The sequence below is a fragment of the Spirillospora sp. NPDC127506 genome (assembly GCF_040302145.1).
GTDB lineage: Bacteria > Actinomycetota > Actinomycetes > Streptosporangiales > Streptosporangiaceae > Spirillospora.
On the sequence record NZ_JBEORG010000027.1, the window covers coordinates 1 to 24456 of the forward strand.

Sequence of the window (24456 nt, forward strand, 5' to 3'; positions counted from 1 at the left end):
TACTGCATGGGAGACTGTGTGGGAGAGTAGGACGCCGCCGGACTCATATTACGGGGAAGGGCCTCGCCGATCGGCGGGGCCCTTTCTCATTTCTCGTGTTTGACGTGAAGACTCAGGCGGGGCATCAGATGTTCCCCATGCCCCGCGAGAAGGCCAGGACCTGAATGGCATTTCCAGGTGCGCGTCCAAGACTGGGCGCGGCGTCAAGGCTTCATGAGCGCCTTGGCGTAGTTGGCCAGCGAACGGTTGTAGCGCGGCAGATGCCGTGACAGCGCCTCTAGGGCGAGGCCGGCGGCTTCCCGTTCGCGTCCGAGGTCGGTGAGTGCGAGAGCCAGGAACGCGGTGACGGCGTCGTCGAGTTCGTCCGAACGCGCCCCCCCGCTCCGCGGTCAGAAGGGCCGCGCTCTCTTCGGCCCGGCCGAGATTCCGCAGGGTGCTCGCGTACTGGATCGTCGCGCTGCGGCGGCGGTCCTCGGGCAGTCCGGCGGCGAACGCCCGCCGGTAGTGCGCGGCGGCCTCCGACTCCCGGTCGATCGAGTCGTAGGCCGAACCCAGCTCGTACTCGGCGACCGCATCGCCTTCCGGCAGCTCATCGGTCAGTTCCTTGACCTTCGCGAGGAAGTCGGCGGGTTCGTGGTCGTCGAAAGCAGCCCAGAGGTCGGCCATCCGCCGCTCCCAGTCCGCCCCTGGAGTGATCATGGACCTCAGCATAGGGGCGGACCGCGTGATACCGGTCAGGGCGGGCGGCGCAACGGTAGTGCAACGTGCGGTAGGGCAGGATTGGTCCGCTCGGCCGCGGCCGGGATCATGGCCGCGCCGGTGCCAACCCACACATCTGCACCGGCGTGGCCACCCCGGCGCCTGCGTGGGAGCGTGCCCAAGGGGACGCGATGAGGCCCGCCGCCGCCCTACGACCCGCGTCATCGCCAACGTCACCGCGCTGTTCATGCCTGCCGAGGCTCAGTAATGATCGGCGCGGTACCGGGAAAGCCGGATCTCGTATCCGGTCTCCCCGCCGGCATGGGTGAGTGCGCGGCCGGTGCTGCTGTCGACGTTCCAGAGCCAAGGCTGGACGAACCGGATGGGCGCTCCCGCGGGTGCCGAGCCGATCGCCTCTTTCACCTCAAGCCGCAGCCGCTGCAGTTCCTCCAGCCCGGCGCCCAGGTAGTTCAGTGCCCGCTGGCGCCCGTCCCGGCTTGTGGCCTCCGCGAGCGCGACCGCCTCCTTGACGGGGTCATCGCTCTCGGCGGTCTTTGGACGCTGTCCGTGCGACCATCGACTGCCGATACAGCCGATCGCCTCGACGAGCAGCTTCACCGCTTGCCGCTGCATTCGATCCCCGTCGCCCCAGGTGTCGGTGATGAGCGGAAGGACCTGGCGCCATGTGACGTGGGCGAGTTGCGCGTCACCGGATGCGGGCCGCGTCCACGCCATCTCCGGAGTGAGGTACGTCAGGTGGACGCGGCACGATGGGTAGTGGTGGCGGGCAAGCCGCAAGTAGGTCGGTATCTGCGCGGGACGGTGGCTGGACGCCTCGGTCTTCAACTCGATCATCCAGAGCCGGTCTTCCCACATCAGCGCGTGGTCGGGCGCCGCGCCCGCCTCCTCGTCATTGCGCTTGGCCAGCTCGAATTCGTCGACGAACGTTGGTCGCGCTGACCATTCCGCGGTGCCGAAACAGAGGGCGTCCAGAGCCGAGAGATACTCGACGCCCTTCGTGCTCGGCTCATTGCGGCTGTTCCACGGCGGATACGGGCCGTCGAGGATCAGCATGGTCAGAAGTCGCTGGCAGTACTCTTCCCGGCCGAGTTCCAGAGTCCGGAGTCGGCGTAACGCCTCTTCTTCGATCGCCACCGCATCAATTTACGCCGCCCCTTCGGTGCTCGCGGAGAGTTCGCCGATTGCGCCTTCTCCTGAGCCGAGGAATTGTCAGGCCCCGTCCGTGGGAGCCGCGCCGATCCAGCGGCGGTAGGCGTCGATGTCGACGTTGCCGCCGCACACGATGGTGACCACGTGCCGGCCGGCGAAGCGTTCGCGGTCTTCGAGGATCGCCGCGACGCCGAGCGCGGCCGACGGTTCGACGACGAGGCCGGCGTGGTCGAAGAGCGTCCGCATGCCGGCGATGATCGACGCCTCCTCGACCAGGACGGCGTCGTCGGCGACCACGAGCAGATCGTCCAGGACGGCCGGGATGGGGCGCCGGCCGGCCACGCCCTCGGCGATGGTGTCGGTCGAGTCGGTGGTGACGACCCGCCGCCGGTGCCACGAGCGGGTCATCGCCGGCGCGCCGGCCGGCTGGACGCAGACCACCTCGACGCCGGGCGCCAGGTCCTTCAGCACGTGCCCCACGCCGGTGGCCAGCGCCCCACCGCCGAGAGCGATCAGCACGGCGTCGAACGGCGGCGCCGCCTCCACCAGTTCCAGGCCGATGGTCGCCGCGCCCTCGCAGGTCTCGATGTCCAGGCTGTCCTCGACGAGCCTGATGCCGTCGTGCCGCGCGGCGGCCGCCGCGCGTTCGCGGGCCATGTCGAAGTCGCCGTCGACCAGCTCCAGCCTGGCGTCCAGTGCGCGGATGCGGTCGAGCTTGGCGGCGGGCGCGAAACGGGACGCCACGACGGTGACGTCGAGCCCCCGGCCGCGGCCCGACCAGGCGAGGGCCTGGCCGAGGTTGCCCGCGCTGGCGCACACCACGGCGCTCGGGCCCTCGGCGGCGAGCCGGCTCGCGATCACCTCGGTGCCGCGGGCCTTGAAGCTGCGCACCGGGTTCGCCGTTTCGAGCTTGATGCTCACCGCGCACCCGAGTACGGGCTCCAGCGCTTCACAGCGGTACAGCGGAGAGTCGAGGAAGATCGGGTCGATGACCTGGCGGGCCGCCCGGATCCGGGCGGTGTCGAGGCGCGTCTCATGCACGACATGTCAGCGTAACGCCGCTGATGCCGTCTCCCGGGGGGCGCGCGTCGTCGGTGGAGCGGAGTACGTCCGGTCGCTGTGGCAGTCGATCGGCGTGCTCGTGATGGGACGGAACCGCCTGTGGGTCTTGCCCGCCGAGCACGGCGGGCAAGACCCGGCAGGCTTCACGTCAGCACTTCACCCAGTAGCCCGGATCGGTCTCCTTGATGCTGCTGGTGGTGAACACATTCCACAGCCCGAGGTTCTGGTTGGAGCCGTTGGCGTAGGTGTAGCCCATCGACTGGTGTGCTCGTCCGGCGGTGGTGTGCGCATAGTTGGACGCCGTCACACAGGCGGAGGTCTCCGTGGGCGTGGGCGTCGGAGTCGTGGGCGGAGTCGTGGTCGGCGTGGTGGTCGGCGTCGGTGAGGCGCTGCCGCCGCTCATCGCCTTGACCATGTTGACGACGGCCGTCATCTGCGGGCCGGTCTTGAGCGGGTACTGCGCGGACTGGTAGCCCCACCAGTCCCAGCAGCCGCGCGGGTTGCTCAGTCCCGACGCGGTCGCCTGCGGATACAGGACGATCATGGCGTTCGTGTCGGCGTACTCGTTGAGATAGGCCTTGTCCATGAACGTGTCGCCGATGTTGCCGTAGTACTGGTAGCAGCCGTGCAGCGCGACCATCAGCTTGCAGGACGACTGCTCGCAGGCTTGCGGGACGTAGGCGAACCCTTCGCCGCCCATGCTGATGGACGAGGCGTTCCCGCCGGGCACGTAGGCGTTCTGGTCGAACTGCACCAGCCGCCCGGTCGGGGACGAGGCGGCGGGCTGCACCGTGCCGAACAGGTGGCCCAGCATGTCCCCGACCGGGTCCCCGCCGCAGTCGTTGATCCAGGGCGACTGCGTGACCGAGCAGGAGCCGGGGCCGATGGGGCTGACCCAGGCGTGCCCGGCGGGTGAGTCGTGGTCGTAGACGACGTCGGCGCCCAAGTCGCGGTAGTAGGCGGCCAGGTCGTCGTTGACCGCCTCGGCGACGGTGGTGTCGGACGTGCCGTGGTACAGCCACACCGGGTCGCCCGACAGGTTCGCCACCGGGTCGACCGTGCCGGCCGCGGCGCGGTCGCGGGTCAGCTGTTCGAGCTGCGCGGGGGTCTTGCGCGGCAGGTACGTCGCCATGCAGGCGTTGAGCGCGGTGCTCAGGCTGTTCTGCGCGCAGTCGTAGGCGCCGGCGGAGAAGATGCCGGCCCCTTGGAACAGGGACGAGTAGGCGACATGGAGCTGGTTGGCCATGAATCCGCCGGACGACACCCCGCTCACATAGGCGGCGCTGATGTCGTACTCGGCGAGCGGGGCGGTGGTCGGCGGCGGGACGTCGGCGTGGACGACGGACAGCGAGGTCGTTGCCAGGGCTGCGGCCGCGGCGGCGGCCCAGAGCCCCTGCCTGATCCTCAGGCGCATCGGAACTCCCGGGGGTGGGGTGGGTGCCGTCATCGTCGGCAGCCCGCGCATCGCCTGCCAGATCGCGCGAGAACACAATCCCGGAGATCAACATGGCGGCGGTCCCCACGCCCCGACCCGCCGCCGGTTTCGGGCACGGCCTCGCAGCGGGCGCGGTGAAAACGGCGGGGCGTGCGGCGGGGACGCCGTAGGCTGCACAGGTGACTGAGAAGCTTTGGCGGATCGAGCCGTCCGGGCCGCTGCGCGGGGACGTCACCGTGCGGGGGGCGAAGAACGCGGTCAGCAAGCACATGGTCGCGGCGATGCTGGGAGACGGGCCGAGCACGATCGGCAACGCGCCCGACGTCGGCGAAGTCGGCATAACCGCGGGCATGCTGGAGCACGTCGGGATGACGGTGGAGCGCTCCGGCGGCGAGGTGACGGTCGTGCCGGGGCCGGTGTCGGACCCGAGCGTCGGCAAGGCGTTCACCGGGCTGAACCGCATCCCGATCCTGATGCTGGGGCCGCTGCTGCACCTGGCGGGCGAGGCGTTCGTGCCGCTGGTCGGGGGCGACCCGATCGGCAGGCGCCCCGTCGACTTCCACGTGGACGCGCTGCGCGCGTTCGGAGCCGAGATGACCCACGCGCCCGACGGCATTCACGCCCGCGCGTCGCGGCTGGTGGGCGCGCGCATCGAGCTGCCCTACCCGAGCGTCGGCGCGACCGAGACCGTCCTGCTGGCGGCGGTGCGGGCGCGCGGGAAGACCGTCATCCGCAACGCGGCGACGGAGCCGGAGATCATCGAGCTGGCGCTGTTCCTGCAGCGGATGGGCGCGCGGATCTCCTTCGCCCCCGACCGGAGGATCGTGGTCGAGGGCGTCGAGCGGCTCAGCGGCGCCCAGACCAGGCTGGACGGCGACCGGATCGAGGCGTTCTCCTACCTGGTCGCGGGCCTGGTGACGCGGGGAGAGGTGCGGGTGCACGGCTGCCCGCAGGACCGGCTCGTCACCGCGATCACGACGCTGACCCGGATGGGCGCGGAGTTCGAGATCACCGACGACTGGATCATGGCGTCGGCGCCGGACGGGCTGCATCCGGCGGCGGTGCAGACCGACACCCATCCGGGGTTCGCGACCGACTGGCAGACGCCCCTGATGGTGCTGTTCACGCAGGCCGAGGGCATGTCGGTGCTGCACGAGACCGTGTACGAGAACCGGCTCGCGTACGTGCCGGCGCTGCAGAGCATGGGCGCCGAGATCGAGGTGTACGACACCTGCCTGGGCGGTCCGGCGTGCCGGTACCACGACACGGCGGCGCTGCACTCGGCCGTCGTGCGGGGGGTCACCAAGCTCCGCGGCGGGGACGTGACCATGCCCGACATCCGCGCCGGGTTCTCCGCGGTGCTGGCGGCGGCGGTCGCCGAGGGGCCGTCCACGCTGCGGGGCGTCCACCACATCGAGCGCGGCTACCACCGCCCGGTGGAGCAGTTCCGGAAGCTGGGCCTCGCCCTCCGGGAGGGTTAGCGGACGACCTCGGCGCTCGGCCAGGTGAACGTGAGCGCGCCGCCGACCGGCAGGTCGTGCCAGAGCGGCGCCAGCTCGTCGAGGCGGTCGAGGACGCGGCCGACGACCGCCGCGTCCTCGGCCGGGACCGGTGTCCCGCGGGCCCACTCGGGCGTCGCGGCCCCGGCCCGGCGCCGCCAGGCGACGTCGCACAGGCCCGCCAGGTACTCGGACCTGGCCATGTCGCCGCGATCGGCCCTGCTCAGGGACGCCTCCCGCTTCTTCAGCCGGCGCTGCTCCCGGGCCCGGCGGCGCCGGTCGCCCGGCGTCTCGACCGTCTCGAAGAAGCCGCCGCCGCCGGCCGCCGCGCGCCCGAACACCCCCGACTCCAGGCCCAGCTCCGCCTCGGCCAGGTAGTGGACGAGGTCGTGCGGGATGTGGTCGTCGTAGCCGGGTGCGGGATCCATCCGGCGCGGCTGCCGCCCGGGCAGGATGACGACGGTGGCGTACCGGCGCTCACCCGTCCGTTCGAAGCGCACGTCCATGCGGTCAGGCTAGGCCGCGCCGTCCCGGGCGCGCATTCCGTTTTCCGGCCGCTCCTTACCCGGTGATGGCCGAAACCTACAAGACCGGTGCGCGTCCGGCGGTCAGGCTGGAGGCATGGACATCGACAAGGCATCCGACTTCATGGCCACGCACGCCCGCCCGCTCGACCGGCGCCGTTTCGAGCTGCTGATCGGCGAGGGGGACAGGGACGCGCTGCTGGCCGCACTGAACGCCTACCGCAATCCCGACGGCGGCTACGGGCACGGCCTCGAACCCGACCTGCGGTCGCGGACGAGCCAGACGGGCCCGGCCCTGCACGCGTTCGAGGTCTTCGAGGAGCTGGCCCCGGTCACCGCCCCGGAGGCCGTCGCGCTCTGCGACTGGCTGGAGTCCGTGACCCTCCCGGACGGCGGCATCCCGTTCGCGCTGCCCATGCCCGATCCGGTTGGGTCTGCACCGTTCTGGACGGGCGCCGACGCGGAGACGTCCTCGCTGCAGATCACCGCGGTCGTCGCGGCGATGGCGCACCGGGTCGCCGCCCACGATGAGGCCGTCGCCAAGCACCCCTGGCTCGACCGCGCGACGCGCTACTGCCTCGACGCCGTCCGGAAGAGGGACGAGCTGCACGCGCTGGAACTCTCGTTCGCCATCTGGCTGGCCGACGCGATCGAAGACCGCGAAACGCTCCGCCTGCTCGGCCGGCACATCCCGGAGAGCGGCCTCGTGCACGTCCAGGGCGGGCTGGAGGACGAGATGATGAGGCCCCTGGACTTCGCCCCCTACCCCGGACGCCCCGCACGCGCCCTCTTCAAGGAGGACCTCGTGCGCGCCGAACTGCGGCGCCTCGACGAGCAGCAGCAGGACGACGGCGGCTGGCGCGTCGACTTCGCGAGCTACTCGCCCGCCGCCGAGCTCGAATGGCGCGGCTACGCGACCGTCAAGGCCGTCTCCATCCTGACCCGCGACCCGGAGCGCTGAGCGCCCGGAAAGGCGCGATTCGGCTCCGTGGCGGGGGCGCGGGCGCGTGGGATCCTTGAGCCGCAGTTCGTATCCGACGGCTCCGGAGGCTCCCGATGGACAACGGCCCGGGCTACACGGCGCTCACGCCGCTGGCGTTCCTGAACAGGTCGGCGGAGGTCTTCCCGGACAAGACCGCCTACGTCTACGGGGACCGCAGGGTCGCCTACGCCGAGTTCGCCGCCGAGGCGACGCGGCTCGCGAACGCGCTGCGGGCGTCCGGGGTCGAACCCGGGGACCGCGTCGCCTACCTGGCGCCGAACGTCCCCGAGCTGCTCGTCGCCCACTTCGCCGTGCCGCTGGCCGGGGCCGTCCTCGTCGCGATCAACACGCGCCTCGCCCCGGAGGAGATCCGCTACATCCTCGAACACTCGGGGGCCCGGGCACTGGTGGCGGACGCGGGCCTGCACGCGTCCATCGCGCCGATCGCGGACGGGCTGCCGCAGGTCGTCACGGTCCCGGCGGCGGGCGCGGAGCCCGACCCGGCGGTGGGCGGCATCACCTACGACGAGCTGCTCGCCCGCGGCTCCGCCGAGCCGCTGCCCTGGGACGTCCCGGACGAGAACGCCGCCATCTCGATCAACTACACGTCCGGGACCACGGGACGGCCCAAGGGCGTCGTCTACACGCACCGCGGCGCCTACCTCAACGCGCTCGGCGAGGTCGTGCACTCGCGGCACACGCCGGACAGCGTCTACCTGTGGACGCTGCCGATGTTCCACTGCAACGGCTGGTGCACGCCGTGGGCGCTCGCCGCGATCGGCGGGACCCAGGTGTGCCTCCGCGCCGTCGCCGCCGGGGAGGTGTGGCGGCTCATCGACACCGAGGGCGTCACCCACCTCAACGGCGCCCCGACCGTGCTGGTGGCGATCGCGAACGCGGCGGAGGCGCACCCCCTGGAGCGGCCGCTGACCGTGACGACGGCGGGTGCGCCGCCCAGCCCGACGATCATCGGGCAGATGGAGGGGCTCGGCGCGAGCATCGTGCACGTGTACGGGCTGACCGAGACCTACGGGCCGTACTCGGTGTGCGAGCCGCAGCCCGGGTGGCCGGTCCTGGCCGCCGGCGACCGGGCGCGGCTGCTGGCCCGGCAGGGCGTCGGGATGATCCAGACCGACGGCCTCCGGGTCGTCGACGACGCCATGAACGACGTCCCGGCCGACGGGGAGACGCTCGGCGAGATCGTCATGCGCGGCAACAACGTGATGAAGGGCTACCACCGGGACGAGGAGGCCACCGCGGAGGCGTTCCGGGGCGGCTGGTTCCACTCCGGCGACCTCGGCGTCCGGCACCCGGACGGCTACGTCGAGCTGCGCGACCGGTCCAAGGACATCATCATCTCCGGCGGCGAGAACATCTCGACGGTGGAGGTCGAGCGGGCCATCGACTCCCACCCGGCCGTCCTGGAGGTCGCCGTCGTCGCGGTGCCGGACGAGAAGTGGGGCGAGCGGCCCAAGGCGTTCGTCGTGCTCCGCGACGGGCAGGCCGCGACCGAAGCCGAGCTGGTCGAGCACGTCCGCGCGAGCCTCGCCCGGTACAAGGCGCCCGACACGGTGGAGTTCGTGACCGAGCTGCCGAAGACGTCCACCGGCAAGATCCAGAAGTTCCAGCTCCGCGAGCGCGCGTGGGCGGGCCGCGAACGCCGCGTCCAGGGCTGAGGAACCCTTGCCGCATCGGGCCTCCCGGGGGCGTGAGGACCGATGGTTCCGGGGAAGTGTTCCCTGGGCGAGGGCCGGGCAGCCGGCCGTCCGTGGAGAGGGGAGCGTGATGGCGCCCACCGAGAGGCCGACCGGGAACGTGCTGATCGTGGGGGCCGGCCCGACGGGGCTCCTGCTGGCCGGGGACCTGGCCGCGGCCGGAATCGCCTGCACGGTGCTGGAGCGCCGCGCGGAGGAGACGGCCAACCTGACGCGGGCGTTCGCCGTGCACGCCCGCACCCTGGAGATGCTCGACCAGCGCGGCCTCGCCGACGAGCTGATCGCCACCGGGACGAGCGTCGGGACGCTGCGGCTGCTCGGCTCGACCGCGCTCGACCTCTCCCATCTGCCGGGGCGTTTCCCGTTCGTCCTCGTCACGCCGCAGTACGAGACGGAACGCGTCCTGCGCGGGCGGGCGCTGGCGGCCGGCGCGGAGATCGTGCACGGCGCCGAGGCCGTCGCGCTGCGCCAGGACGCGGCGGGCGTGGACGTCGACGTGCGCACGGCCGGCGGCGGGACCGAGACGCGCCGCGCGTCCTACGTCGTCGGCGCCGACGGGGTCCGCAGCACCGTCCGGCGGGAGCTCGGGCTGCCGTTCCCCGGCCGGGCGGCGGTGCGGTCGGTGATGCTCGCGGACGTCCGGCTGGACGAGCCGCCCGCCGGCGTCCTCACCGTGGGCGCGGTCGGCGACGCGTTCGCGTTCATCGCCCCGTTCGGCGACGGCTGGTACCGGGTCATCGCCTGGAACCGGCGGCACCAGGCCGCCGACTCCGAACCCGTCGACATGGCCGAGCTGCGGGAGGTGGTCCGCCGCGCGCTCGGCGCCGACCCCGGCATCCGCGAACCGCGCTGGACGTCCCGGTTCCACAGCGACGAGCGGCAGGTCCCCCGCTACCGGGTGGGACGGGTGTTCCTGGCCGGGGACGCCGCGCACGTCCACTCCCCGGCGGGCGGGCAGGGCATGAACACCGGGATGCAGGACGCGGCGAACCTCGGCTGGAAGCTCGCCGCCGAGCTGTGGGGCTGGGCGCCGTCGTGGCTGCTCGACAGCTACCACGAGGAGCGGCACCCCGTCGGGCGGCAGGTGCTGCGGGGCAGCGGCGCGGTGCTGCGGTTCGCGCTCGCCGAGCCGCGCTGGCTGCGCGCCGCGCGCGCCGGCGCCGCGTGGGCGGCGACCCGCGTCCGGCCGGTCGCGCGGCGGCTGGCCGGGGCCGTCTCCGGCATCGACATCGCCTATCCGGCGCCGCGGGGCGCGCACCCGCTCACCGGGCGCCGCGCCCCCGACGTGCCCCTCGCCGGCAGCCCGGCGCGGCTGTACGAGCTGCTCGGCGACGGGATGTTCGTCCTGGTCGTCGCCGCGAACGACCCGGCGGTCACCTACCTGGCGACCAAGCGGTGGGCGGGCCGCGTGCACTGCGCCCTGGCCGGGGGCGCCACCCGCACGACCGCGCTGGTCCGCCCGGACGGCTATATCGTGTGGGCCACCGACGAGACCGCGCCGGACCGGCGCGCCGCCGAGATCCGCGACGCGCTGAACCACTGGTGCGGGCAGCCCGCCGACCGGGCCGTGCACGAACCGCGCCGCGTCGGGGGCGTCCCGGCGAACGAGAACGAGCGGAGGACCTGACATGGCGGACCGAGCGGAGAGCCGCAACGTCGCCCGCAAGCTGATCGCCTCGCACCTGGTGAGCGGCGAGATGACGCCCGGCACCGAGATCGGGATCCACGTCGACCAGACGCTCACCCAGGACGCGACCGGCACGATGGTGATGCTGGAGCTGGAGGCCCTCGACCTCGACCGGGTCAAGACGGACGTCTCCGTCCAGTACGTCGACCACAACCTGCTGCAGGCCGACGAGCGCAACATGGCCGACCACATCTTCCTGCGGTCCGCCGCCCGCCGGTACGGGCTCTGGTACTCCAAGCCCGGCAACGGGGTCTCGCATCCGACCCACATGCAGCGGTTCGGGGTGCCGGGCGCCACGATGGTCGGCTCCGACTCCCACACCTGCGCGGCCGGGTCGCTCGGCATGCTCGCGATCGGCGTCGGCGGGCTGGAGGTCGCGATGGCGATGGCGGGCGAGCCGCTGCACGTGACGATGCCGGAGATCTGGGGCGTCCGGCTCACCGGGGAGCTGCCGCCGTGGCTCAGCGCCAAGGACGTGATCCTGGAGATGCTGCGCCGGCACGGGGTGCGCGGCGGCGTCAACCGGATCATCGAGTACCACGGGCCCGGCATCGCGTCGCTGACCGCCATGGACCGGCACGTCATCGCCAACATGGGCGCCGAGCTGGGCGCGACGACGACGGTGTTCCCCTCGGACGAGCGGGTCCTGGAGTTCCTGCGCGCCGAGGACCGCGCGGACGACTTCACCGGGATCACCGCCGATCCGGGCGCGTCCTACGACGTCGCCGACGAGATCGACCTGTCGTCGCTGGAGCCGCTGATCGCCCGCCCCAGCTCGCCCGGCGACGTCGTCCCGGTGCGGGAGGTCGCGGGGGAGGAGGTCCACCAGGTCGTCGTCGGGTCGTCGGCGAACCCCGGGCTGCGCGACTTCGCGTCCGTCGCGGCGATCGTGAAGGGCCGCCAGGTGCACCCGCGGGTGTCGCTGGACGTGAACCCCACGTCGCGGCAGATCCTCGTCGACCTGACCCGGATGGGCGCGACCGCCGACCTCGTCCAGGCCGGCGCGCGCATCCACCAGACCGGCTGCATGGGCTGCATCGGCATGGGGCAGGCGCCCGCGATCGGCCGCAACAGCCTGCGGACCGTCCCGCGCAACTTCCCCGGCCGCTCCGGCACCAAGGACGACCGGGTCTGGCTGTGCTCGCCGGAGACCGCCGCTGCCGCCGCCCTCACCGGCCGCATCACCGACCCGCGCGACTTCGGCATGGAACCGCCCGCCGTCCGGCTCCCGGACAGGTCCAGCGTCAACATCGCCATGCTCGAAGCGCCGCCGCCCGAGGACGAGGCGCGCGGCGTCGAACTGGACAAGGCGCCCAGCATCGGCGTCCTGCCCGAGCTCGACCCGCTCCCGGACGAGTTCGAGATCCCCGTCGCCATCAAGGTCGGGGACGACGTGTCCACCGACGAGATCCTCCAGGCGGGCGCGCGGGCGCTCCCGTTCCGCAGCGACATCGCGCGGCTCGCCGACTTCACGTTCATCCAGCTCGACGAGGGCTACCCGGAGCGCGCGCGGCGGGCCGGGCCGCACGCCGTCGTCGGCGGCCGCAACTACGGGCAGGGCTCGTCCCGCGAGCACGCCGCGATCGCGCCGCGCCACCTGGGGCTGCGGCTCGTCCTGGCCCGCGGCTACGCGCGGATCCACTGGCAGAACCTCGTCAACTTCGGGATCCTGCCGCTCGAATTCGCCGACGGCGCCGACTACGACCGGGTCGAGCAGGGCGACGTGCTGCGCGTGGCGAACGTCCGGGACGCGCTGAAGGCCGGAAACGAGATCGAGGTCCGCAACACCACCAAGGGCGAGACGTACCGGGCGCGGCACCGCCTGTCCGCGCGCCAGCGCGACCTGGTCGCCGCCGGCGGCCAGATCCCGCTGCTCCGCGAACGCGCCGGCTAGTAGCGGCGCTCCTCGCGGCCGTAGCCGAGCTCCTCGGCGACGTCCGCGACGTTGGCGTACTCGCGCTTGGGCAGCGTCCGCAGCTGCTCGACCGCCTCGTCGGGGGCGCCGGCCTCGGCCGCGTGCCGGACCAGCTCGTTCGGGCGCGCCGGATAGCCGACCCCGGTGAGCATCCGGGCGAGCGCGCTGCGGCTCGCGACGTCCCGCGCGCTCATCCCGGGCGGAGCGCCCTCGCGCTCGTCGGCGGCCGCGCGGGTCGGGTCCGCGGGGTCGTCGTCGGAGAACGGCTCGGTCTCCTTGAACTCCTCCGCGTGCGTGGGATGCCCGCCGCTGACCATGCCCCGCGTCTCGTGGACGATCTCGTCGTCGACCTTCGGGCTGTGCTTGTCGCTCATGTCAGGCATGGGGGGAGCGTTCCCGGGCGCCCGTGCCCAAACATGCCGCCGATCTTGGGAGTGCATCAGGACGACAGGCGCATGAGGCGCAGCACGCGCCGCACCAGCGAGTTCCCCCCGGCCTCCTCCGGCGCCCTCTCCTCGGCGGGCTCCTCCGCGTCGCCCGGCGCGGCGGCCCGCGGGTCCGGCGCGGCCTGCGCCACCTCGTAGATGACCGGCAGCGACCGCAGGCCGCGCATCAGCGGGGACGACCGCCACGGGAGCTGGTCGGCGGGCAGTGCGAGGCGCAGCGAGGAGAACCGGTCGAACAGCCGCTCCACCGCGATCGTCGTGATGGCGGTGGCGAGGTCGCGGCCGAGGCAGGCGTGCGGCCCCGCGCTCCAGGCCAGGTGGGCGCGGGAGCTGTAGATGGAGTCCGGCGTGGTGGACGTGGTGAACGCCGGGTCGAGGTGCGCGGCGGCGGGCGACACCATGACCGGGTCGCCGGCGGCGATCTGGAACCGGCCGATGCGCACGTCGGCCTTCGCCCAGCGGAACGACAGGTTCGCCATCGGCGGGTTCGCGGCCGCCGCGCGGTTGATCGCCTCCTGGATCATCCCGGCCGACATGCTGTCGCCGGCCCCGGTGTCGCCGATCAGCACCTCGGTGATCGTGTTGCAGATCAGCGTGCCCGTCACGTCGCCGACGAGCCCGGTCATCATCGCCATCTCGCCGGTCAGCTCCTCGGCGGTCAGGTCCGGGACGGCGGCGAGCATGAAGGACGGCAGGTCCGCGCCGGGGGAGGCGACCCGCGCCGCGCACACGTCCGCGACCCGGGCGACCAGCCGGGCCGACGCCTCCTGCGCCTCCGGGCCGGCGTCCATCACCCGCCACAGGTCGATGATCAGCTCGTCGTCGCCCTTACCGCCGGTGCCGAGCAGCCGCCCGATCACCATCAGCGGCAGCGGCCGCGCGTACTGCGCGGACAGGTCGGCCCAGCCGGACGGGCCGCCGTTCTCCGACAGCACGGTGATCAGCTCGTCGGCGTGCCGGCGGACGGCCTGCTCCAGCGACTTGGCCTCCGGGCGGGTGCGGTCCTGGAACGGCCGCAGGCCCGCGCTCCACGCGCTGCGCAGCCGGGTGGAGTCGGCGCCGTCGCGGAACCCCGCGTTGTCGGACTCGACCACGGGCAGCATCGGCCAGTCCGCCGGGACGGCCCCCTCCCGGTACTGGCGCCAGTTCTCGACCCGCCTGCTCCAGACGCCGCGGGTGTCGCGCAGGATGTCGAGCGTCTGCGGGTAGCCGATCACCAGCCACGCCGGGACGCCGAGGACGTCCACCGGCGCGACGGGCCCGTACTCCTCGCGCAGCCGCTCGTAGAACACGGCGGGGCGGGACTCGTAGTCGCGGTTCAGCAGCGGCTGGACGGCGAGCGCCTCCAGCGGGGGATGGGCGGGGGCGGGGTCCGCCTGCGGCGTCTGGGGCTCCACGTGCACAAACCATAGGAGAGATCGTTCTCCGCTGGCGTGCTTTGCGGCGGAAACGCCCGAAATGATCTTCCGGGCGGGCCGGATGGCCGATTCCACCGCCGGTATGTGAGGCTGGGGGTGCCCCTAACAGAGCTGGAGGTCCGCATGGCCGACTCGTCAGGAGAACCCGCCGACGGAGAGGACGACGTCAAGCGCAGGTTCCGGGAGGCCCTGGAGCGCAAGCGCGGAGCGGCGGGCAGGAACGCCGGCACGTCCGGCAGGAGCGGCTCGAAGGTGCGCGGCAAGCACGACCGCGCCGATCACCAGCGGCAGTTCCGCCGCAAGAGCGGCTGACCGGGGCCGCCCCGCCGATCGACCCCCGCGCCCGGCGCGCGGGGGTCCGCCCGACCGCGGGTCAGCGGCCGTAGAGCTTCTTGGAGTAGTTGCGCTCGGCGTAGTACTCCTCCAGCTGCTCCAGGTTCTCCTCGGTGTACTGGACGTCCTTGACGATCCGGGCGTGCGACGGCAGCGCCTGCGGATCCCACGTCTCCGGCTTCCACAGCTTCGAGCGCATCAGCGCCTTCGCGCAGTGGAAGAAGATCTGCTCGATGTCCACGATCAGCGCGAGGGCCGGGCGGTGGCCCTTGACGATCATGTCGTCGAAGAACGGGGCGTCGCGGACGAGGGTGGCGCGGCCGTTGATGCGCAGGGTCTCGCCGCGGCCGGGGACCAGGAAGATCAGCCCCACGTGCGGGTTGCTCAGCACGTTCATGAAGCCGTCCGCGCGGCGGTTGCCGGGGCGGTCCGGGATGGCGATCGTGGTGTCGTCGAGGACGCGCACGAACCCGGGCGGGTCTCCCTTGGGGGAGACGTCGCAGTTGCCGTCGGCGTCGCTGGTGGAGATCAGGCAGAACGGGGAGCGGGCGAGCCACTCCCGGTCCCAGGCGTGCAGCGTGACGCGCTCCTTGTCGATCGCCCTCCGCATCGGTGCGCCGAGGAGCTCGCGCAGCTCCTCGGCCGAGGTGATCGGGGTGAACTCGGGGGCGAGCGTCATCGCCGTTCCTTCCGCCGGGGGACTGGATGATCAGCCTAACCCGGCGGTTTCCGGGCGTTCGGCGGCAGGGTCAGCGTTTCGGCGCGTAGCTGCGGACGCCGTTCTCCTCGTGGGCGTCCAGCACGCCCCGGTCGGCCAGGACGTCCAGGTGGGCCTCGATCTCCAGGACGGCCAGCATCCGGCTGAAGGCGTCGAGGTCGGCGAGCGCGCGCTTGCGGCGCGTCCACGGCATGGCCGCGGCGACCTCGAACGCCGTCCCGCGGCCCGCCCGGACCTGCGCGGCGGCGGCGTCGAGGCGCTCGGCGTGGTGCTCCAGCAGCTCGTCGACCCGGGTGTGCACGCTCGGCCGCACCGGGCCGTGCGCCGGGAGCAGCAGCGTGTCCGGCATGTCGCGGACCAGCCGCAGCGACTCCAGGTAGCTGCGCAGCGGCTTCGGCTCCGGCTCGGTCTCCAGCCCGATGGACGGCGTGATGTGCGGCAGGATGTGGTCGCCCGCGAACAGCAGCCCGTCGGCGGCGTCCCGCATGACGATGTGGCCGCGCGTGTGGCCGGGCGTGGCGAACACGTCCAGGCCCCGGCCGGTCAGCGCGATGCGCTCCCCGTCGTCCAGCCAGGCGTCCGGCAGCGTGTGCGGGACGTCGCGCTCGGAACGGTCCACCGGCATGCTCGCGATCTCGTCGGCCAGGTCGCCGGCGCCGCAGCGGCGCAGCTTCTCCACCTGCCGGGGGTGCAGTCCGCGGCGCATGTCGAACGCCTCGATGGACGGCCGCTCGCCGCGGCCGATCCGCACCCGCGTCCCGAACGACTCGCGCAGCGCGAGCGCCTGCGAGTAGTGGTCCCAGTGCGCGTGGGTGACGAGGAACTGCGCCACGTCGTCCAGCCCGTGGCCCATGCTGCGCAGGGCCTGCTCCATGGACGCGCGCGTGTCGGGCATCGCCCAGCCGGAGTCGATGACGACGAGGCCCTCGGCGTCCTCGATGACGTACACGTTGACCGCGTGCAGCGACGGGATCGGCAGCGCCAGGGGGATCCGGTGCACCCCCGGCACCACCGGATGAGCGCCCGGCTCGGTCCAGTCAGTCGGCTGCTCCACGACCGGTGCCGTCACCGCGCGCCCCCTCGGAATGTCGAATCACGTTCTGATCGAACCTACTTCATCATGAACATCCCTTTCGCCGCCGGGTCGGGGTCAGCCGCGGCGGGCGTCGCGGCCGGCGGCGCGGCGCGCCTCGGCGGCGGCCTCGCGGGCCTCGCGGGCCGCCTCCTCCGCGCGGGCGCGGTTCTGCTCGGCGCGCTCCGCCCGGCGGGCCGCCGCGTCCCGGGCGGCGACGGCGCGGTCCAGCTCGCGGCGCAGGCGCCCCACCTCGGCGGACGCCTCCTCGGCCTCGCGCCTCGCCTCGTCCGCCCGTTCCGCGCGGTCGGCCAGCTTGCGCTCGGCCTCCGCGGCGCGCCTGCGCATGGTCTCGGCGCGCCGGGCCCGTGCCGCGCTCGTCCGCGTGACGTTCGTCTTCGGCTCCTTCTTCGGAGCCGGTTCCTCCTCGGGCTCGGGCCCGGGCCTGCGCCCGGGCTCGGGCCCGGGCTCCCGCTTCGTCCGCCGCTTCCCGCCCGGCGGCGCCATGGGGAAGCCGGCGGGGACGAACCCGGTGTGGCTGCGCGGCTGCGTCAGCCGGCCCTCGCGGACCTCCTCGGCGATCTCGGCGTCGACGGTGGCGGCCTGGAGGGTGTCCTCGACCTCCCGGACGGCCTGCTCGCGGAGGGCGCCGCCGCTCCGGGCCGCGAGGTCGGCGGCGGTCCGCACCAGCGCGGCGACCAGGTCGGCGCGGCGCTGCTCCAGGTCGCGGAGGCCGCTGCCGGAGCCCCACGCCGAGCGCATCTCGGCCCCGACGTCCAGCAGCCGGTCCAGGTCGCCGGCGGCGGAGCGGCTGAGCAGGTTCACCGCCCACGCCGACATGGTCGGGCGCCGCAGCGCGCCGAGGCGCCCGGCGAGCGCCGCGTCGCCGTCCTCCTTGGCCCGCCGCGCCAGCCGCTTGCGGGCCGCCACGAACTCGGCGGGCGGGACGCCGTAGAGCTCGTCGGCCGCGCTGGAGAAGTCCACGCCTGATCTTTACCCCGCCCGCGGCCGGCGGATCCGGGTGGACGGCCCGGCGCGCCCAGGGCTATACTCGTCCACGAGTATTCGTCTACGAGGAAGGTGCGGGATGGCCAAGCGGCGCAAGGTGAGCAACCTGCTCGGGCTCGCCGTGCTGTCCACGGTCTCCACCCGGCCCATGCACCCGTACGAGATGGCCGCCCTGATGCGCGCCCGCGGCAAGGACCGCGACATGAACATCAAGTGGGGCTCGCTCTACACCGTCGTGGGCAACCTGGTGAAGCACGGGTTCCTGGCCGTCGAGGGGAGCGTCCGGGAGGGTGCCCGGCCCGAACGGACCGTCTACCGCATCACCGAGGCGGGCCTGGACGAACTCGCCGACTGGGTCCGGGAGCTCATCGCGGAGCCCGAGCGGGAGGTGCCGCGGTTCGAGGCCGGGCTGTCCGTCCTCGGCGCGCTGGGGCCGGACGAGGTGGCCGGGCTGCTGCGCCGGCGCCTCGACGCCCTGGAGCGGCAGATCGCCGAGGACGAGGCCGCGATGGCGGCGGCGGCCGACGTCCCGCGCCTCTTCCTGATCGAGGAGGAGTACGACCTGGCGATCAGGCGCGCGGAGGTCGCGTGGGTGCGCGGCTTCCTCGCCGAGATCGAGGACGGCTCGCTGCCCGGCCTCGACATGTGGCGGGAGTTCCACAAGACCGGCGAGCTCCCGCCCGAGATCGCCGAGCTGGCGGAAAGGGGAGCACCCGGGAAATAGCCGACAGAAGGCCCGGCGGCGGTGCGGCAACACCGCCCCCGGGCCGGAGAACCCACCACCGAGATTCCCGCGGAGCGGGCCCCGGAGGCGAGCACGCGACTCCAGCCTATCCGGCCCCTCCGCCGATGCACGATGCGCTGCAACGGAGGAGACCATGGCGCATGCCATCGAGGCCGAGGGCCTCGTGAAGAGCTATCCCGGCGGCGTCCGGGCCCTGGACGGCCTGTCCGTCACGGTCGGGCGGGGCGAGATCCTCGCGCTGCTCGGCCCCAACGGGGCCGGCAAGACCACCGCCGTCAAGATCCTCACCACGCTGATCCGGCCGGACGCGGGCAGCGCCGCCGTGGCCGGGCACGACGTGCTGCGCCGGCCCGACCGGGTCCGCCGCGTCATCGGCGTCGTCTCGCAGAAGTCCGGCGCCGACCCGGAGGCGAGCGGCCGCGACAACCTGGTCCTGCAGGGCCGCCTGTACGGGCTGCCCGGGGCGGAGGCGCGCCGCCGGGCCGCCGGGCTGCTCGCCCGGTTCGGCCTGGAGGACGCGGCGGGCCGCCCCGTGAAGACCTACTCGGGCGGGATGCAGCGGCGGCTCGACGTGGCGCTCGGCCTCGTCCACCGCCCGCAGGTCCTGTTCCTCGACGAGCCGACGACCGGGCTCGACCCGGAGGCCCGCGCGTCCATGTGGGCCGAGATCGCCCGGCTCGCCGGGGACGACGCCCTCGCCATCCTGCTGACCACCCACTACCTGGACGAGGCCGACCGGCTCGCGCAGCGGCTCGCGATCGTCGACCGCGGCCGGGTCGTCGTCGAGGGCACCCCCGACGGCCTCAAGGGCGAGCTGCACGGCGACGCCGTCCACGTCGAATGGCGGGAGGCGCCGCCGGAGCCGCTCGTGCGGGAGGCACTGGGCCGGCTGCCCGCCATCGGCGAGATCGTCCTGGACGGGCCGCGGCTCAGCGCCCGCACGGCCGACGGCGCGTCCGCCGTGCCGGCCGTCCTCGCCGCGCTCGACCAGGCGGGCGTCCCCGCCGCCGCGGCGACCGTCGCGCGGCCGTCCCTGGACGACGTCTACCTCCGCCACGCCGGGCGCCGCATCGCCGACGCCGAGCCCGCCACCGCCGGAGGCGCCCGATGACCGCACTGCTCACGGGAACCTGGTGGATGACCCACCGGCGGCTGTCGGCGCTGCTGCGCAACCCCGCCGTGGTCGTCATGACGCTGGTGCAGCCGATGATCTGGCTGTTCCTGTTCGGCGAGCTGTTCAAGAGGGTCGCCGAGCTGCCCGGCTTCGGCGCCCAGTCCTACCTCGACTACATCGTCCCCGGCGTCGTGGTCATGAACGCGGTGTCGCTGAACTCGTTCGCCGGGATGGCCACCATGGACGAGATCGAACGCGGCACCCTGAACCGGTTCCTGGTCACCCCGGTCAGGCGCGGCGCGCTGGTGAACGCCGGCGTCGTCGAGCAGGCCCTGAGCACGGCCTTCCAGTCCATCGTGATCATCCTGCTCGGCTGGGCGGCCGGCGCCGGCTACCCGGGGGGCCTGCCCGGCCTCGCGGTGCTCGTCGCCGCCTCGGTGCTGATCGGCATCGTCCTGGCCGCGCTGTCGAACACGCTGGCGCTGCTGTTCCGTGACCGCAACACCATCATCGGCCTGAACGTGATGCTGCTGCTGCCGCTCACGTTCCTGTCGTCGGCGTTCATGCCCAAGGACCTGATGCCGTCCTGGATCCGGCACGTGGCCGCCGTCAACCCGGTGAGCTGGGCCCTCGACAGCGCCCGCACGGCCCTGTCCGCCGCCCCGGACTGGCCGTCGGCCGCGATGCACGGTTCCTGGCTGCTGGCCCTGTCCGCCGCCACCGTGGCGCTGGCGACCCACTCGATCAGGACGTACCAGAAGTCCCAGTAGAGGCGCTCCGCCGACCCCGGCCGTCCGCCGGCCGGGGTCAGCGGGAGTCCAGGAAGCGGTCCAGGACCCGGGTGCCGAAGGCCAGCCCGTCCAGGGGGACGCGCTCGTCCACGCCGTGGAACATGCCGAAGTAGTCGAGGCCGGGGCCGAGGCGCAGCGGGGCGAAGCCGAAGCTCGTGATGCCGATGCGGTGGAAGGACTTGGCGTCGGTGCCGCCCGCCATGACGTAGGGGACGGGGCGCGCGTCCGGGTCCTCGGCGCGCAGGGCGTCCGCGAGCGCGGCGAAGGTCGGCCCGGCCGGGTCCGCGGCGGGCGCCTCCTCGTGGTTGATGAACTCGCGGGTGACCTTGGGGCCGAGCAGCCGGTCGATCGTGGCGAGGAACTCCTCGCCGGTGCCGGGCAGGTAGCGCCCGTCGACCTGCGCGGTCGCCGTTCCCGGGACGACGTTGACCTTGTATCCGGCGTCCAGGCGGGTCGGGTTCGCGGAGTTGCGGATCGTCCCGGCGAACAGGCGCCCGGCGGGGCCGAGGCGCGCGGCCTCCGCGTCGAGGCGGTCGTGGTCGACGGAGGTGCCGAGCGCGTCCGCCAGGCCGTCCAGCAGAGCCCGCACGCCCGGGGTGAGCCGGACGGGCCACTCGTACGCGGCGAGCCGGGACACGGCGTGCGCGAGCTCGGCGACCGCGTTGTCCGGCGCGGGCTTGGAGCCGTGCCCGGCCGTGCCGCGCGCCGTCAGCCTCATCCACGCGGTGCCGCGCTCGCCCGCCGCGATCGGGTAGACGCGCGTCCCGCCCGCGTCCACGCTGAACCCGCCGGACTCGCTGATCGCCTCGGTGCACCCCTCGAAGACCTCCCGGTGCTCCCGCGCCACGTACCGGGACCCGTACTCGCCGGTGCACTCCTCGTCCGCCAGGAACGCCAGGACCAGGTCCCCGCGCGTGCGCCGCCCCTCGCGCAGCCGCCGCCGCACGACCGCGAGCGTCATCGCGAGGGTGCCCTTCATGTCGACGGCGCCGCGCCCCCACACGCACCCGCCGCGCACCTCGCCGGAGAACGGCGGCACCGTCCACTCGGCCGCGTCGGCGGGCACCACGTCGAGGTGCCCGTGCACCAGGAAGGCGGGACGGGACGGGTCGGTGCCGGGGATCCGCGCGAGCACGCTCGCCCGTCCCGGCGCCGACTCCACGATCGCCGGCTCCGCCCCGGCCTCGTCCAGCAGCCCGGCGACGTACTCCGCGGCCGGCCGTTCGGGACGCGCCGCCCCCTCGCCCCGGTTGGTCGTGTCGAACCGGATCAGCTCGCCGCAGATCCGCCCCGCCTCCGCGCCCGCTCCGCCGTCCATCGCACCCCCGTTCCGCAATGAGGGTTCATTTTCCTCGGGCGCTGACCTGTGTCAATCGGGAGACGCTTGTGGATGGTGCGTCCGATGGCGGTGGGATTGCGGGGGATGCGGTGATGCATGATCAAGAACGTCTCGATCCGGTTTCGACTCCGTGAGCCCTGTGTGCAAACGGTCACCCCGAGTACGACGCTGCCAGCAATCTAGGTGCGGCGGGCGGCCAAGCGCCCGCGGCGCCACGGCGCGACTGGGCCGAGGAGGAGCATGACCAGCCAGAGGGGTGTGCGGAGGAAGGTCGCGGGGGTCGTCGCGGTGGCGCTCGCGGCGTCGCTGGGGCTGTCGGGCTGCGGCGGGGACGAGGCGGGGGCCGGCGACGGGACGTTCACCGTCGGGCACTCCGAACCCGACCACCTGGTGCCCGCCAACACGACCAGCAGCTACTCCTTCGACGTGATCACGGAGCTGTTCGACAACCTGATGACGCTCACCGAGGACGGGAAGGCCGTGCCGCTGGCCGCCGAGTCCGTGGCCTCGGAGGACCAGAAGGTCTGGACGATCAAGGTCAGGCCGGGGCAGAAGTTCCACAACGGGGAGCCGGTGACCGCGCAGAGCTTCGCCGACGCGTGGAACAGCGCGGCCTACGGGCCGAACGCCATGGGCGCCAACTCCTACTTCTCCTACATCAAGGGGTACGCGGAGATGAACCCCGAGGATGAGGACGCCAAGCCGAAGGCCGACACGCTCTCGGGCGTGGAGGTGACCGGGCCGGACACGCTGAAGGTCACGCTGAACGACCCGTTCAGCCAGTTCCCGCTGCTGCTGACCTATCCCGCGTACGCGCCGATGCCGAAGGCGGGCCTCAAGGACCTGAAGGCCTTCGATGCGCACCCCATCGGCAACGGGCCGTACATGATGGACGGCGACTGGGAGCGCAACAAGCAGATCAAGCTCGTCGCCTTCCCGGGGTACACCGGGCCGCGCAAGCCGAAGAACAAGGGCGTGACCTGGAAGAGCTACTCCAGCGCCGACACCGCCTACACCGACCTGCGCGCCGGGCGGATCGACGTGCTGCAGACCATCCCGGCGGCGAAGGTGCCCGAGGCCAAGCGGCTGCTGGGCGACCGCTTCCTCGCCCGGAAGATGAGCACGACCGACTACCTCGGCTTCCCGCTGTTCGACAAGCGGTTCGACAACCCGGACCTGCGCAAGGCCATCTCGATGGTCATCGACCGGCAGGGCATCAACAAGGCGGTCTACAACGGCGACTACTTCCCGGCGGACTCGCTCATCCCGTCCATCATCCCGGGCCACCGCGACAACGCGTGCGGTGAGCTGTGCACCTACGACCCGGCCAAGGCCAAGCAGCTGTTCGACAAGGCCGGCGGGTTCAAGGGGACGATGGAGCTGTACTTCTCCAACGCGCAGCCGACCTACGCGCAGTGGATGCGGATCGTCGCGAACTCGCTGCGCGACAACCTCGGCATCACCGACATCCAGTTCCGGCAGGTGCCCGCGTCCGACTACTTCTCCATGCTGCGCGAGCACGAGGAGAAGGGCCCGTACCGGCAGAACTGGGAGGCCGACTACCCGAGCCCCCAGAACTACCTGGAGAACATGTGGGGCCTGGACAACCGCATGGGCTGGGAGAACAAGCAGTTCAACGACCTCATCGCGAAGGCCAACAAGGCGGCCGACCAGCAGCAGGCCATCGCGCTCTACAACCAGGCCGAGGACATCGCCGTCCAGGAGATGCCGATGATCCCGCTCTGGACGTGGGCCGGCCAGGGCGGCCGCTCCGACAAGGTCGACAACGTCACGATCACGCCGTTCTCGACGGGCCTGGTCGCGACGGATGTGACGGTGAAGTAGCGGGCGATGTGGCGCTACGTCCTACGGCGGCTCCTGCAGGCGGTGCCCGTCTTCATCGGCACGACGCTGCTCATCTACGTGATGGTGTTCGCGCTTCCGGGCGACCCGATCCAGGCGCTCGCCGGGGACAAGCCGGTCCCGGACAACGTCCTCCAGACGCTCCGGGACCGGTACAACCTCAACGACCCGCTGCTGGTGCAGTACGCGAAGTACATGTGGGGCCTCGCCCAGGGCGACCTGGGCGAGAACTACACCGGCCAGAGCGTGTCGGAGATGCTCAGCGGGCGGTGGTCGGTGACCGCGCAGCTGGCCGTCACCGCCTGGATCTTCGAGCTGGCCATCGGGATCGCGCTCGGCACGTGGGCGGGCCTGCGGCGCGGGAGGCTCGCCGACACCCTCGTCCTCGGCGGGACGACGCTGGTGATCGCGGTGCCGGTGTTCGTGCTCGGCTACACCGCGCAGCTGCTGTTCGGCCTGCACTGGCGGATCTTCCCCACGGCCGGGACCGACGAGGGCTGGCCGATGAGCTACCTGCTGCCCGGCATCGTCCTCGGCTCGCTCGGCCTGTCGTACGTGGCGCGGCTGACGCGGACGAGCCTGTCGGAGAACCTGCGGGCCGACTACGTGCGCACCGCGAACGCCAAGGGGCTGTCGCGGGCGCGGGTCGTCGGCAGGCACGCGCTCCGCAACTCGCTGATCCCCGTCGTCACCTACCTCGGCGTCGACTTCGGCAACCTGATGGGCGGCGCGGTCGTCACCGAGGGCATCTTCAACCTGCCGGGCATCGGGCAGCAGGTGTTCCAGTCGATCCAGCTGAAGGAGGGCCCGGTCGTGGTCGGCGCGGTCACCGTCCTCGTGCTGATCTTCCTGCTGGTCAACCTGGTCGTGGACCTGCTGTACGGGGTCCTCGACCCGCGGATCAGGTACGAGTGAGGCGCG

The 24456-nt window shown here is 72.8% G+C and carries 22 protein-coding genes and 1 pseudogene; 11 read left to right on the forward strand and 12 right to left on the reverse strand.

The genetic code is table 11. The annotated features are described in order from the left end of the window. Positions 1 to 203: 203 nt before the first annotated feature. The 5 genes and pseudogenes from ABTW95_RS23775 to ABTW95_RS23795 form a co-directional block, all read right to left on the reverse strand. The gene (locus tag ABTW95_RS23775; RefSeq protein WP_500227454.1) at positions 204 to 335 is read right to left on the reverse strand and encodes a tetratricopeptide repeat protein; all 132 of its coding nucleotides are present in this window, start codon (positions 333 to 335) and stop codon (positions 204 to 206) included. Positions 336 to 438: 103 nt separating this feature from the next. Continuing rightward, positions 439 to 948, reverse strand: a pseudogene (locus ABTW95_RS23780) (tetratricopeptide repeat protein); the annotation flags it as partial. A 12-nt stretch (positions 949 to 960) separates the two neighbouring features. Further along, the gene (locus tag ABTW95_RS23785) at positions 961 to 1854 is read right to left on the reverse strand and encodes a hypothetical protein (protein WP_500227425.1); all 894 of its coding nucleotides are present in this window, start codon (positions 1852 to 1854) and stop codon (positions 961 to 963) included. A gap of 75 nt (positions 1855 to 1929) precedes the next feature. Next, positions 1930 to 2910, reverse strand: a complete 981-nt coding sequence (locus ABTW95_RS23790) for a threonine ammonia-lyase (RefSeq protein ID WP_396449451.1) — start codon at positions 2908 to 2910, stop codon at positions 1930 to 1932. A 169-nt stretch (positions 2911 to 3079) separates the two neighbouring features. After that, a complete protein-coding gene (locus ABTW95_RS23795; RefSeq protein ID WP_396449450.1) occupies positions 3080 to 4345 on the reverse strand; it encodes an extracellular catalytic domain type 2 short-chain-length polyhydroxyalkanoate depolymerase in 1266 nt (421 codons plus the stop codon). 200 nt (positions 4346 to 4545) lie between these two features. Here ABTW95_RS23795 and murA point away from each other — a divergent pair, with 200 nt between their 5' ends. After that, positions 4546 to 5847, forward strand: coding sequence for a UDP-N-acetylglucosamine 1-carboxyvinyltransferase (gene murA / locus ABTW95_RS23800; RefSeq protein ID WP_396449449.1), 1302 nt, complete (start codon positions 4546 to 4548; stop codon positions 5845 to 5847). Here the strand turns inward: murA and ABTW95_RS23805 are convergent. Beyond that, complete coding sequence (locus ABTW95_RS23805; RefSeq protein WP_396449448.1) at positions 5844 to 6371, reverse strand: hypothetical protein; 528 nt, start codon at positions 6369 to 6371, stop codon at positions 5844 to 5846. The genes murA and ABTW95_RS23805 overlap by 4 nt on opposite strands. Before the next feature lie 115 nt (positions 6372 to 6486). Here ABTW95_RS23805 and ABTW95_RS23810 point away from each other — a divergent pair, with 115 nt between their 5' ends. The 4 genes from ABTW95_RS23810 (at position 6487) to ABTW95_RS23825 (ending at position 12667) form a co-directional block, all read left to right on the forward strand. Beyond that, a complete protein-coding gene (locus tag ABTW95_RS23810) occupies positions 6487 to 7350 on the forward strand; it encodes a hypothetical protein (RefSeq protein WP_396449447.1) in 864 nt (287 codons plus the stop codon). 95 nt (positions 7351 to 7445) lie between these two features. Continuing rightward, positions 7446 to 9047 carry an acyl--CoA ligase family protein gene (locus tag ABTW95_RS23815; protein ID WP_500227426.1) on the forward strand — a complete coding sequence of 534 codons (1602 nt, stop codon included), beginning with the start codon at positions 7446 to 7448 and terminating at the stop codon, positions 9045 to 9047. 109 nt (positions 9048 to 9156) lie between these two features. Then, positions 9157 to 10713, forward strand: coding sequence for an FAD-dependent monooxygenase (locus ABTW95_RS23820; protein ID WP_500227427.1), 1557 nt, complete (start codon positions 9157 to 9159; stop codon positions 10711 to 10713). A gap of 1 nt (position 10714) precedes the next feature. Beyond that, entirely contained in the window at positions 10715 to 12667 is a 1953-nt protein-coding gene (locus tag ABTW95_RS23825; protein ID WP_500227428.1) for an aconitate hydratase, read from the forward strand. On the opposite strand, the gene ABTW95_RS23830 is transcribed toward ABTW95_RS23825, so the two are convergent. Together ABTW95_RS23830 and ABTW95_RS23835 are read right to left on the reverse strand one after the other, a co-directional pair. Beyond that, the gene (locus tag ABTW95_RS23830; protein ID WP_396449443.1) at positions 12664 to 13071 is read right to left on the reverse strand and encodes a DUF2795 domain-containing protein; all 408 of its coding nucleotides are present in this window, start codon (positions 13069 to 13071) and stop codon (positions 12664 to 12666) included. The two genes, ABTW95_RS23825 and ABTW95_RS23830, sit on opposite strands and share 4 nt — an antisense overlap. 56 nt (positions 13072 to 13127) lie before the next feature. Further along, on the reverse strand, positions 13128 to 14531 hold the full coding sequence (locus ABTW95_RS23835; RefSeq protein WP_500227429.1) for a cytochrome P450: 1404 nt from the start codon (positions 14529 to 14531) through the stop codon (positions 13128 to 13130). 144 nt (positions 14532 to 14675) lie between these two features. Between ABTW95_RS23835 and ABTW95_RS23840 the strand changes: the two genes are divergently transcribed. Then, positions 14676 to 14864, forward strand: a complete 189-nt coding sequence (locus ABTW95_RS23840; RefSeq protein WP_396449441.1) for a DUF5302 domain-containing protein — start codon at positions 14676 to 14678, stop codon at positions 14862 to 14864. Between the two features lie 61 nt (positions 14865 to 14925). Here the strand turns inward: ABTW95_RS23840 and ABTW95_RS23845 are convergent, their stop codons facing one another. From ABTW95_RS23845 to ABTW95_RS23855, 3 genes are all read right to left on the reverse strand, one after another. Then, positions 14926 to 15564, reverse strand: coding sequence for a pyridoxamine 5'-phosphate oxidase family protein (locus ABTW95_RS23845; RefSeq protein WP_396449440.1), 639 nt, complete (start codon positions 15562 to 15564; stop codon positions 14926 to 14928). 70 nt (positions 15565 to 15634) lie between these two features. Continuing rightward, positions 15635 to 16672 (reverse strand): MBL fold metallo-hydrolase, encoded by a 1038-nt coding sequence (locus ABTW95_RS23850; protein WP_500227430.1) that lies wholly within the window; start codon positions 16670 to 16672, stop codon positions 15635 to 15637. An 81-nt stretch (positions 16673 to 16753) separates the two neighbouring features. Continuing rightward, complete coding sequence (locus tag ABTW95_RS23855) at positions 16754 to 17659, reverse strand: hypothetical protein (RefSeq protein ID WP_500227431.1); 906 nt, start codon at positions 17657 to 17659, stop codon at positions 16754 to 16756. 103 nt (positions 17660 to 17762) lie between these two features. Between ABTW95_RS23855 and ABTW95_RS23860 the strand changes: the two genes are divergently transcribed. The 3 genes from ABTW95_RS23860 (at position 17763) to ABTW95_RS23870 (ending at position 20312) form a co-directional block, all read left to right on the forward strand. Beyond that, positions 17763 to 18407, forward strand: coding sequence for a PadR family transcriptional regulator (locus tag ABTW95_RS23860; RefSeq protein ID WP_500227432.1), 645 nt, complete (start codon positions 17763 to 17765; stop codon positions 18405 to 18407). A 154-nt stretch (positions 18408 to 18561) separates the two neighbouring features. Continuing rightward, positions 18562 to 19539: an ATP-binding cassette domain-containing protein gene (locus ABTW95_RS23865; protein WP_396449436.1), complete on the forward strand. Its 978-nt coding sequence runs from the start codon at positions 18562 to 18564 to the stop codon at positions 19537 to 19539. Beyond that, positions 19536 to 20312 carry an ABC transporter permease gene (locus ABTW95_RS23870; RefSeq protein ID WP_396449435.1) on the forward strand — a complete coding sequence of 259 codons (777 nt, stop codon included), beginning with the start codon at positions 19536 to 19538 and terminating at the stop codon, positions 20310 to 20312. The genes ABTW95_RS23865 and ABTW95_RS23870 overlap by 4 nt, the downstream gene beginning before the upstream one ends. Before the next feature lie 37 nt (positions 20313 to 20349). On the opposite strand, the gene ABTW95_RS23875 is transcribed toward ABTW95_RS23870, so the two are convergent. Then, the gene (locus ABTW95_RS23875) at positions 20350 to 21651 is read right to left on the reverse strand and encodes a M20/M25/M40 family metallo-hydrolase (protein ID WP_396449434.1); all 1302 of its coding nucleotides are present in this window, start codon (positions 21649 to 21651) and stop codon (positions 20350 to 20352) included. Positions 21652 to 21912: 261 nt separating this feature from the next. Here ABTW95_RS23875 and ABTW95_RS23880 point away from each other — a divergent pair, with 261 nt between their 5' ends. Beyond that, positions 21913 to 23517 carry a peptide ABC transporter substrate-binding protein gene (locus ABTW95_RS23880; protein WP_396449433.1) on the forward strand — a complete coding sequence of 535 codons (1605 nt, stop codon included), beginning with the start codon at positions 21913 to 21915 and terminating at the stop codon, positions 23515 to 23517. Positions 23518 to 23523: 6 nt separating this feature from the next. Continuing rightward, a complete protein-coding gene (locus ABTW95_RS23885) occupies positions 23524 to 24450 on the forward strand; it encodes an ABC transporter permease (RefSeq protein WP_396449432.1) in 927 nt (308 codons plus the stop codon). Positions 24451 to 24456: the final 6 nt, after the last annotated feature.

Coding starts and splice junctions, on each gene's coding strand:
- ABTW95_RS23795 (WP_396449450.1), bottom strand. CDS start 4,345: ATGCGCCTGAGGATCAGGCAGGGGCTCTGGGCCGCCGCCGCGGCCGCA.
- ABTW95_RS23805 (WP_396449448.1), bottom strand. CDS start 6,371: ATGGACGTGCGCTTCGAACGGACGGGTGAGCGCCGGTACGCCACCGTC.
- ABTW95_RS23810 (WP_396449447.1), top strand. CDS start 6,487: ATGGACATCGACAAGGCATCCGACTTCATGGCCACGCACGCCCGCCCG.
- ABTW95_RS23815 (WP_500227426.1), top strand. CDS start 7,446: ATGGACAACGGCCCGGGCTACACGGCGCTCACGCCGCTGGCGTTCCTG.
- ABTW95_RS23820 (WP_500227427.1), top strand. CDS start 9,157: ATGGCGCCCACCGAGAGGCCGACCGGGAACGTGCTGATCGTGGGGGCC.
- ABTW95_RS23825 (WP_500227428.1), top strand. CDS start 10,715: ATGGCGGACCGAGCGGAGAGCCGCAACGTCGCCCGCAAGCTGATCGCC.
- ABTW95_RS23830 (WP_396449443.1), bottom strand. CDS start 13,071: ATGCCTGACATGAGCGACAAGCACAGCCCGAAGGTCGACGACGAGATC.
- ABTW95_RS23840 (WP_396449441.1), top strand. CDS start 14,676: ATGGCCGACTCGTCAGGAGAACCCGCCGACGGAGAGGACGACGTCAAG.
- ABTW95_RS23845 (WP_396449440.1), bottom strand. CDS start 15,564: ATGACGCTCGCCCCCGAGTTCACCCCGATCACCTCGGCCGAGGAGCTG.
- ABTW95_RS23860 (WP_500227432.1), top strand. CDS start 17,763: ATGGCCAAGCGGCGCAAGGTGAGCAACCTGCTCGGGCTCGCCGTGCTG.
- ABTW95_RS23865 (WP_396449436.1), top strand. CDS start 18,562: ATGGCGCATGCCATCGAGGCCGAGGGCCTCGTGAAGAGCTATCCCGGC.
- ABTW95_RS23870 (WP_396449435.1), top strand. CDS start 19,536: ATGACCGCACTGCTCACGGGAACCTGGTGGATGACCCACCGGCGGCTG.
- ABTW95_RS23875 (WP_396449434.1), bottom strand. CDS start 21,651: ATGGACGGCGGAGCGGGCGCGGAGGCGGGGCGGATCTGCGGCGAGCTG.
- ABTW95_RS23880 (WP_396449433.1), top strand. CDS start 21,913: ATGACCAGCCAGAGGGGTGTGCGGAGGAAGGTCGCGGGGGTCGTCGCG.
- ABTW95_RS23885 (WP_396449432.1), top strand. CDS start 23,524: ATGTGGCGCTACGTCCTACGGCGGCTCCTGCAGGCGGTGCCCGTCTTC.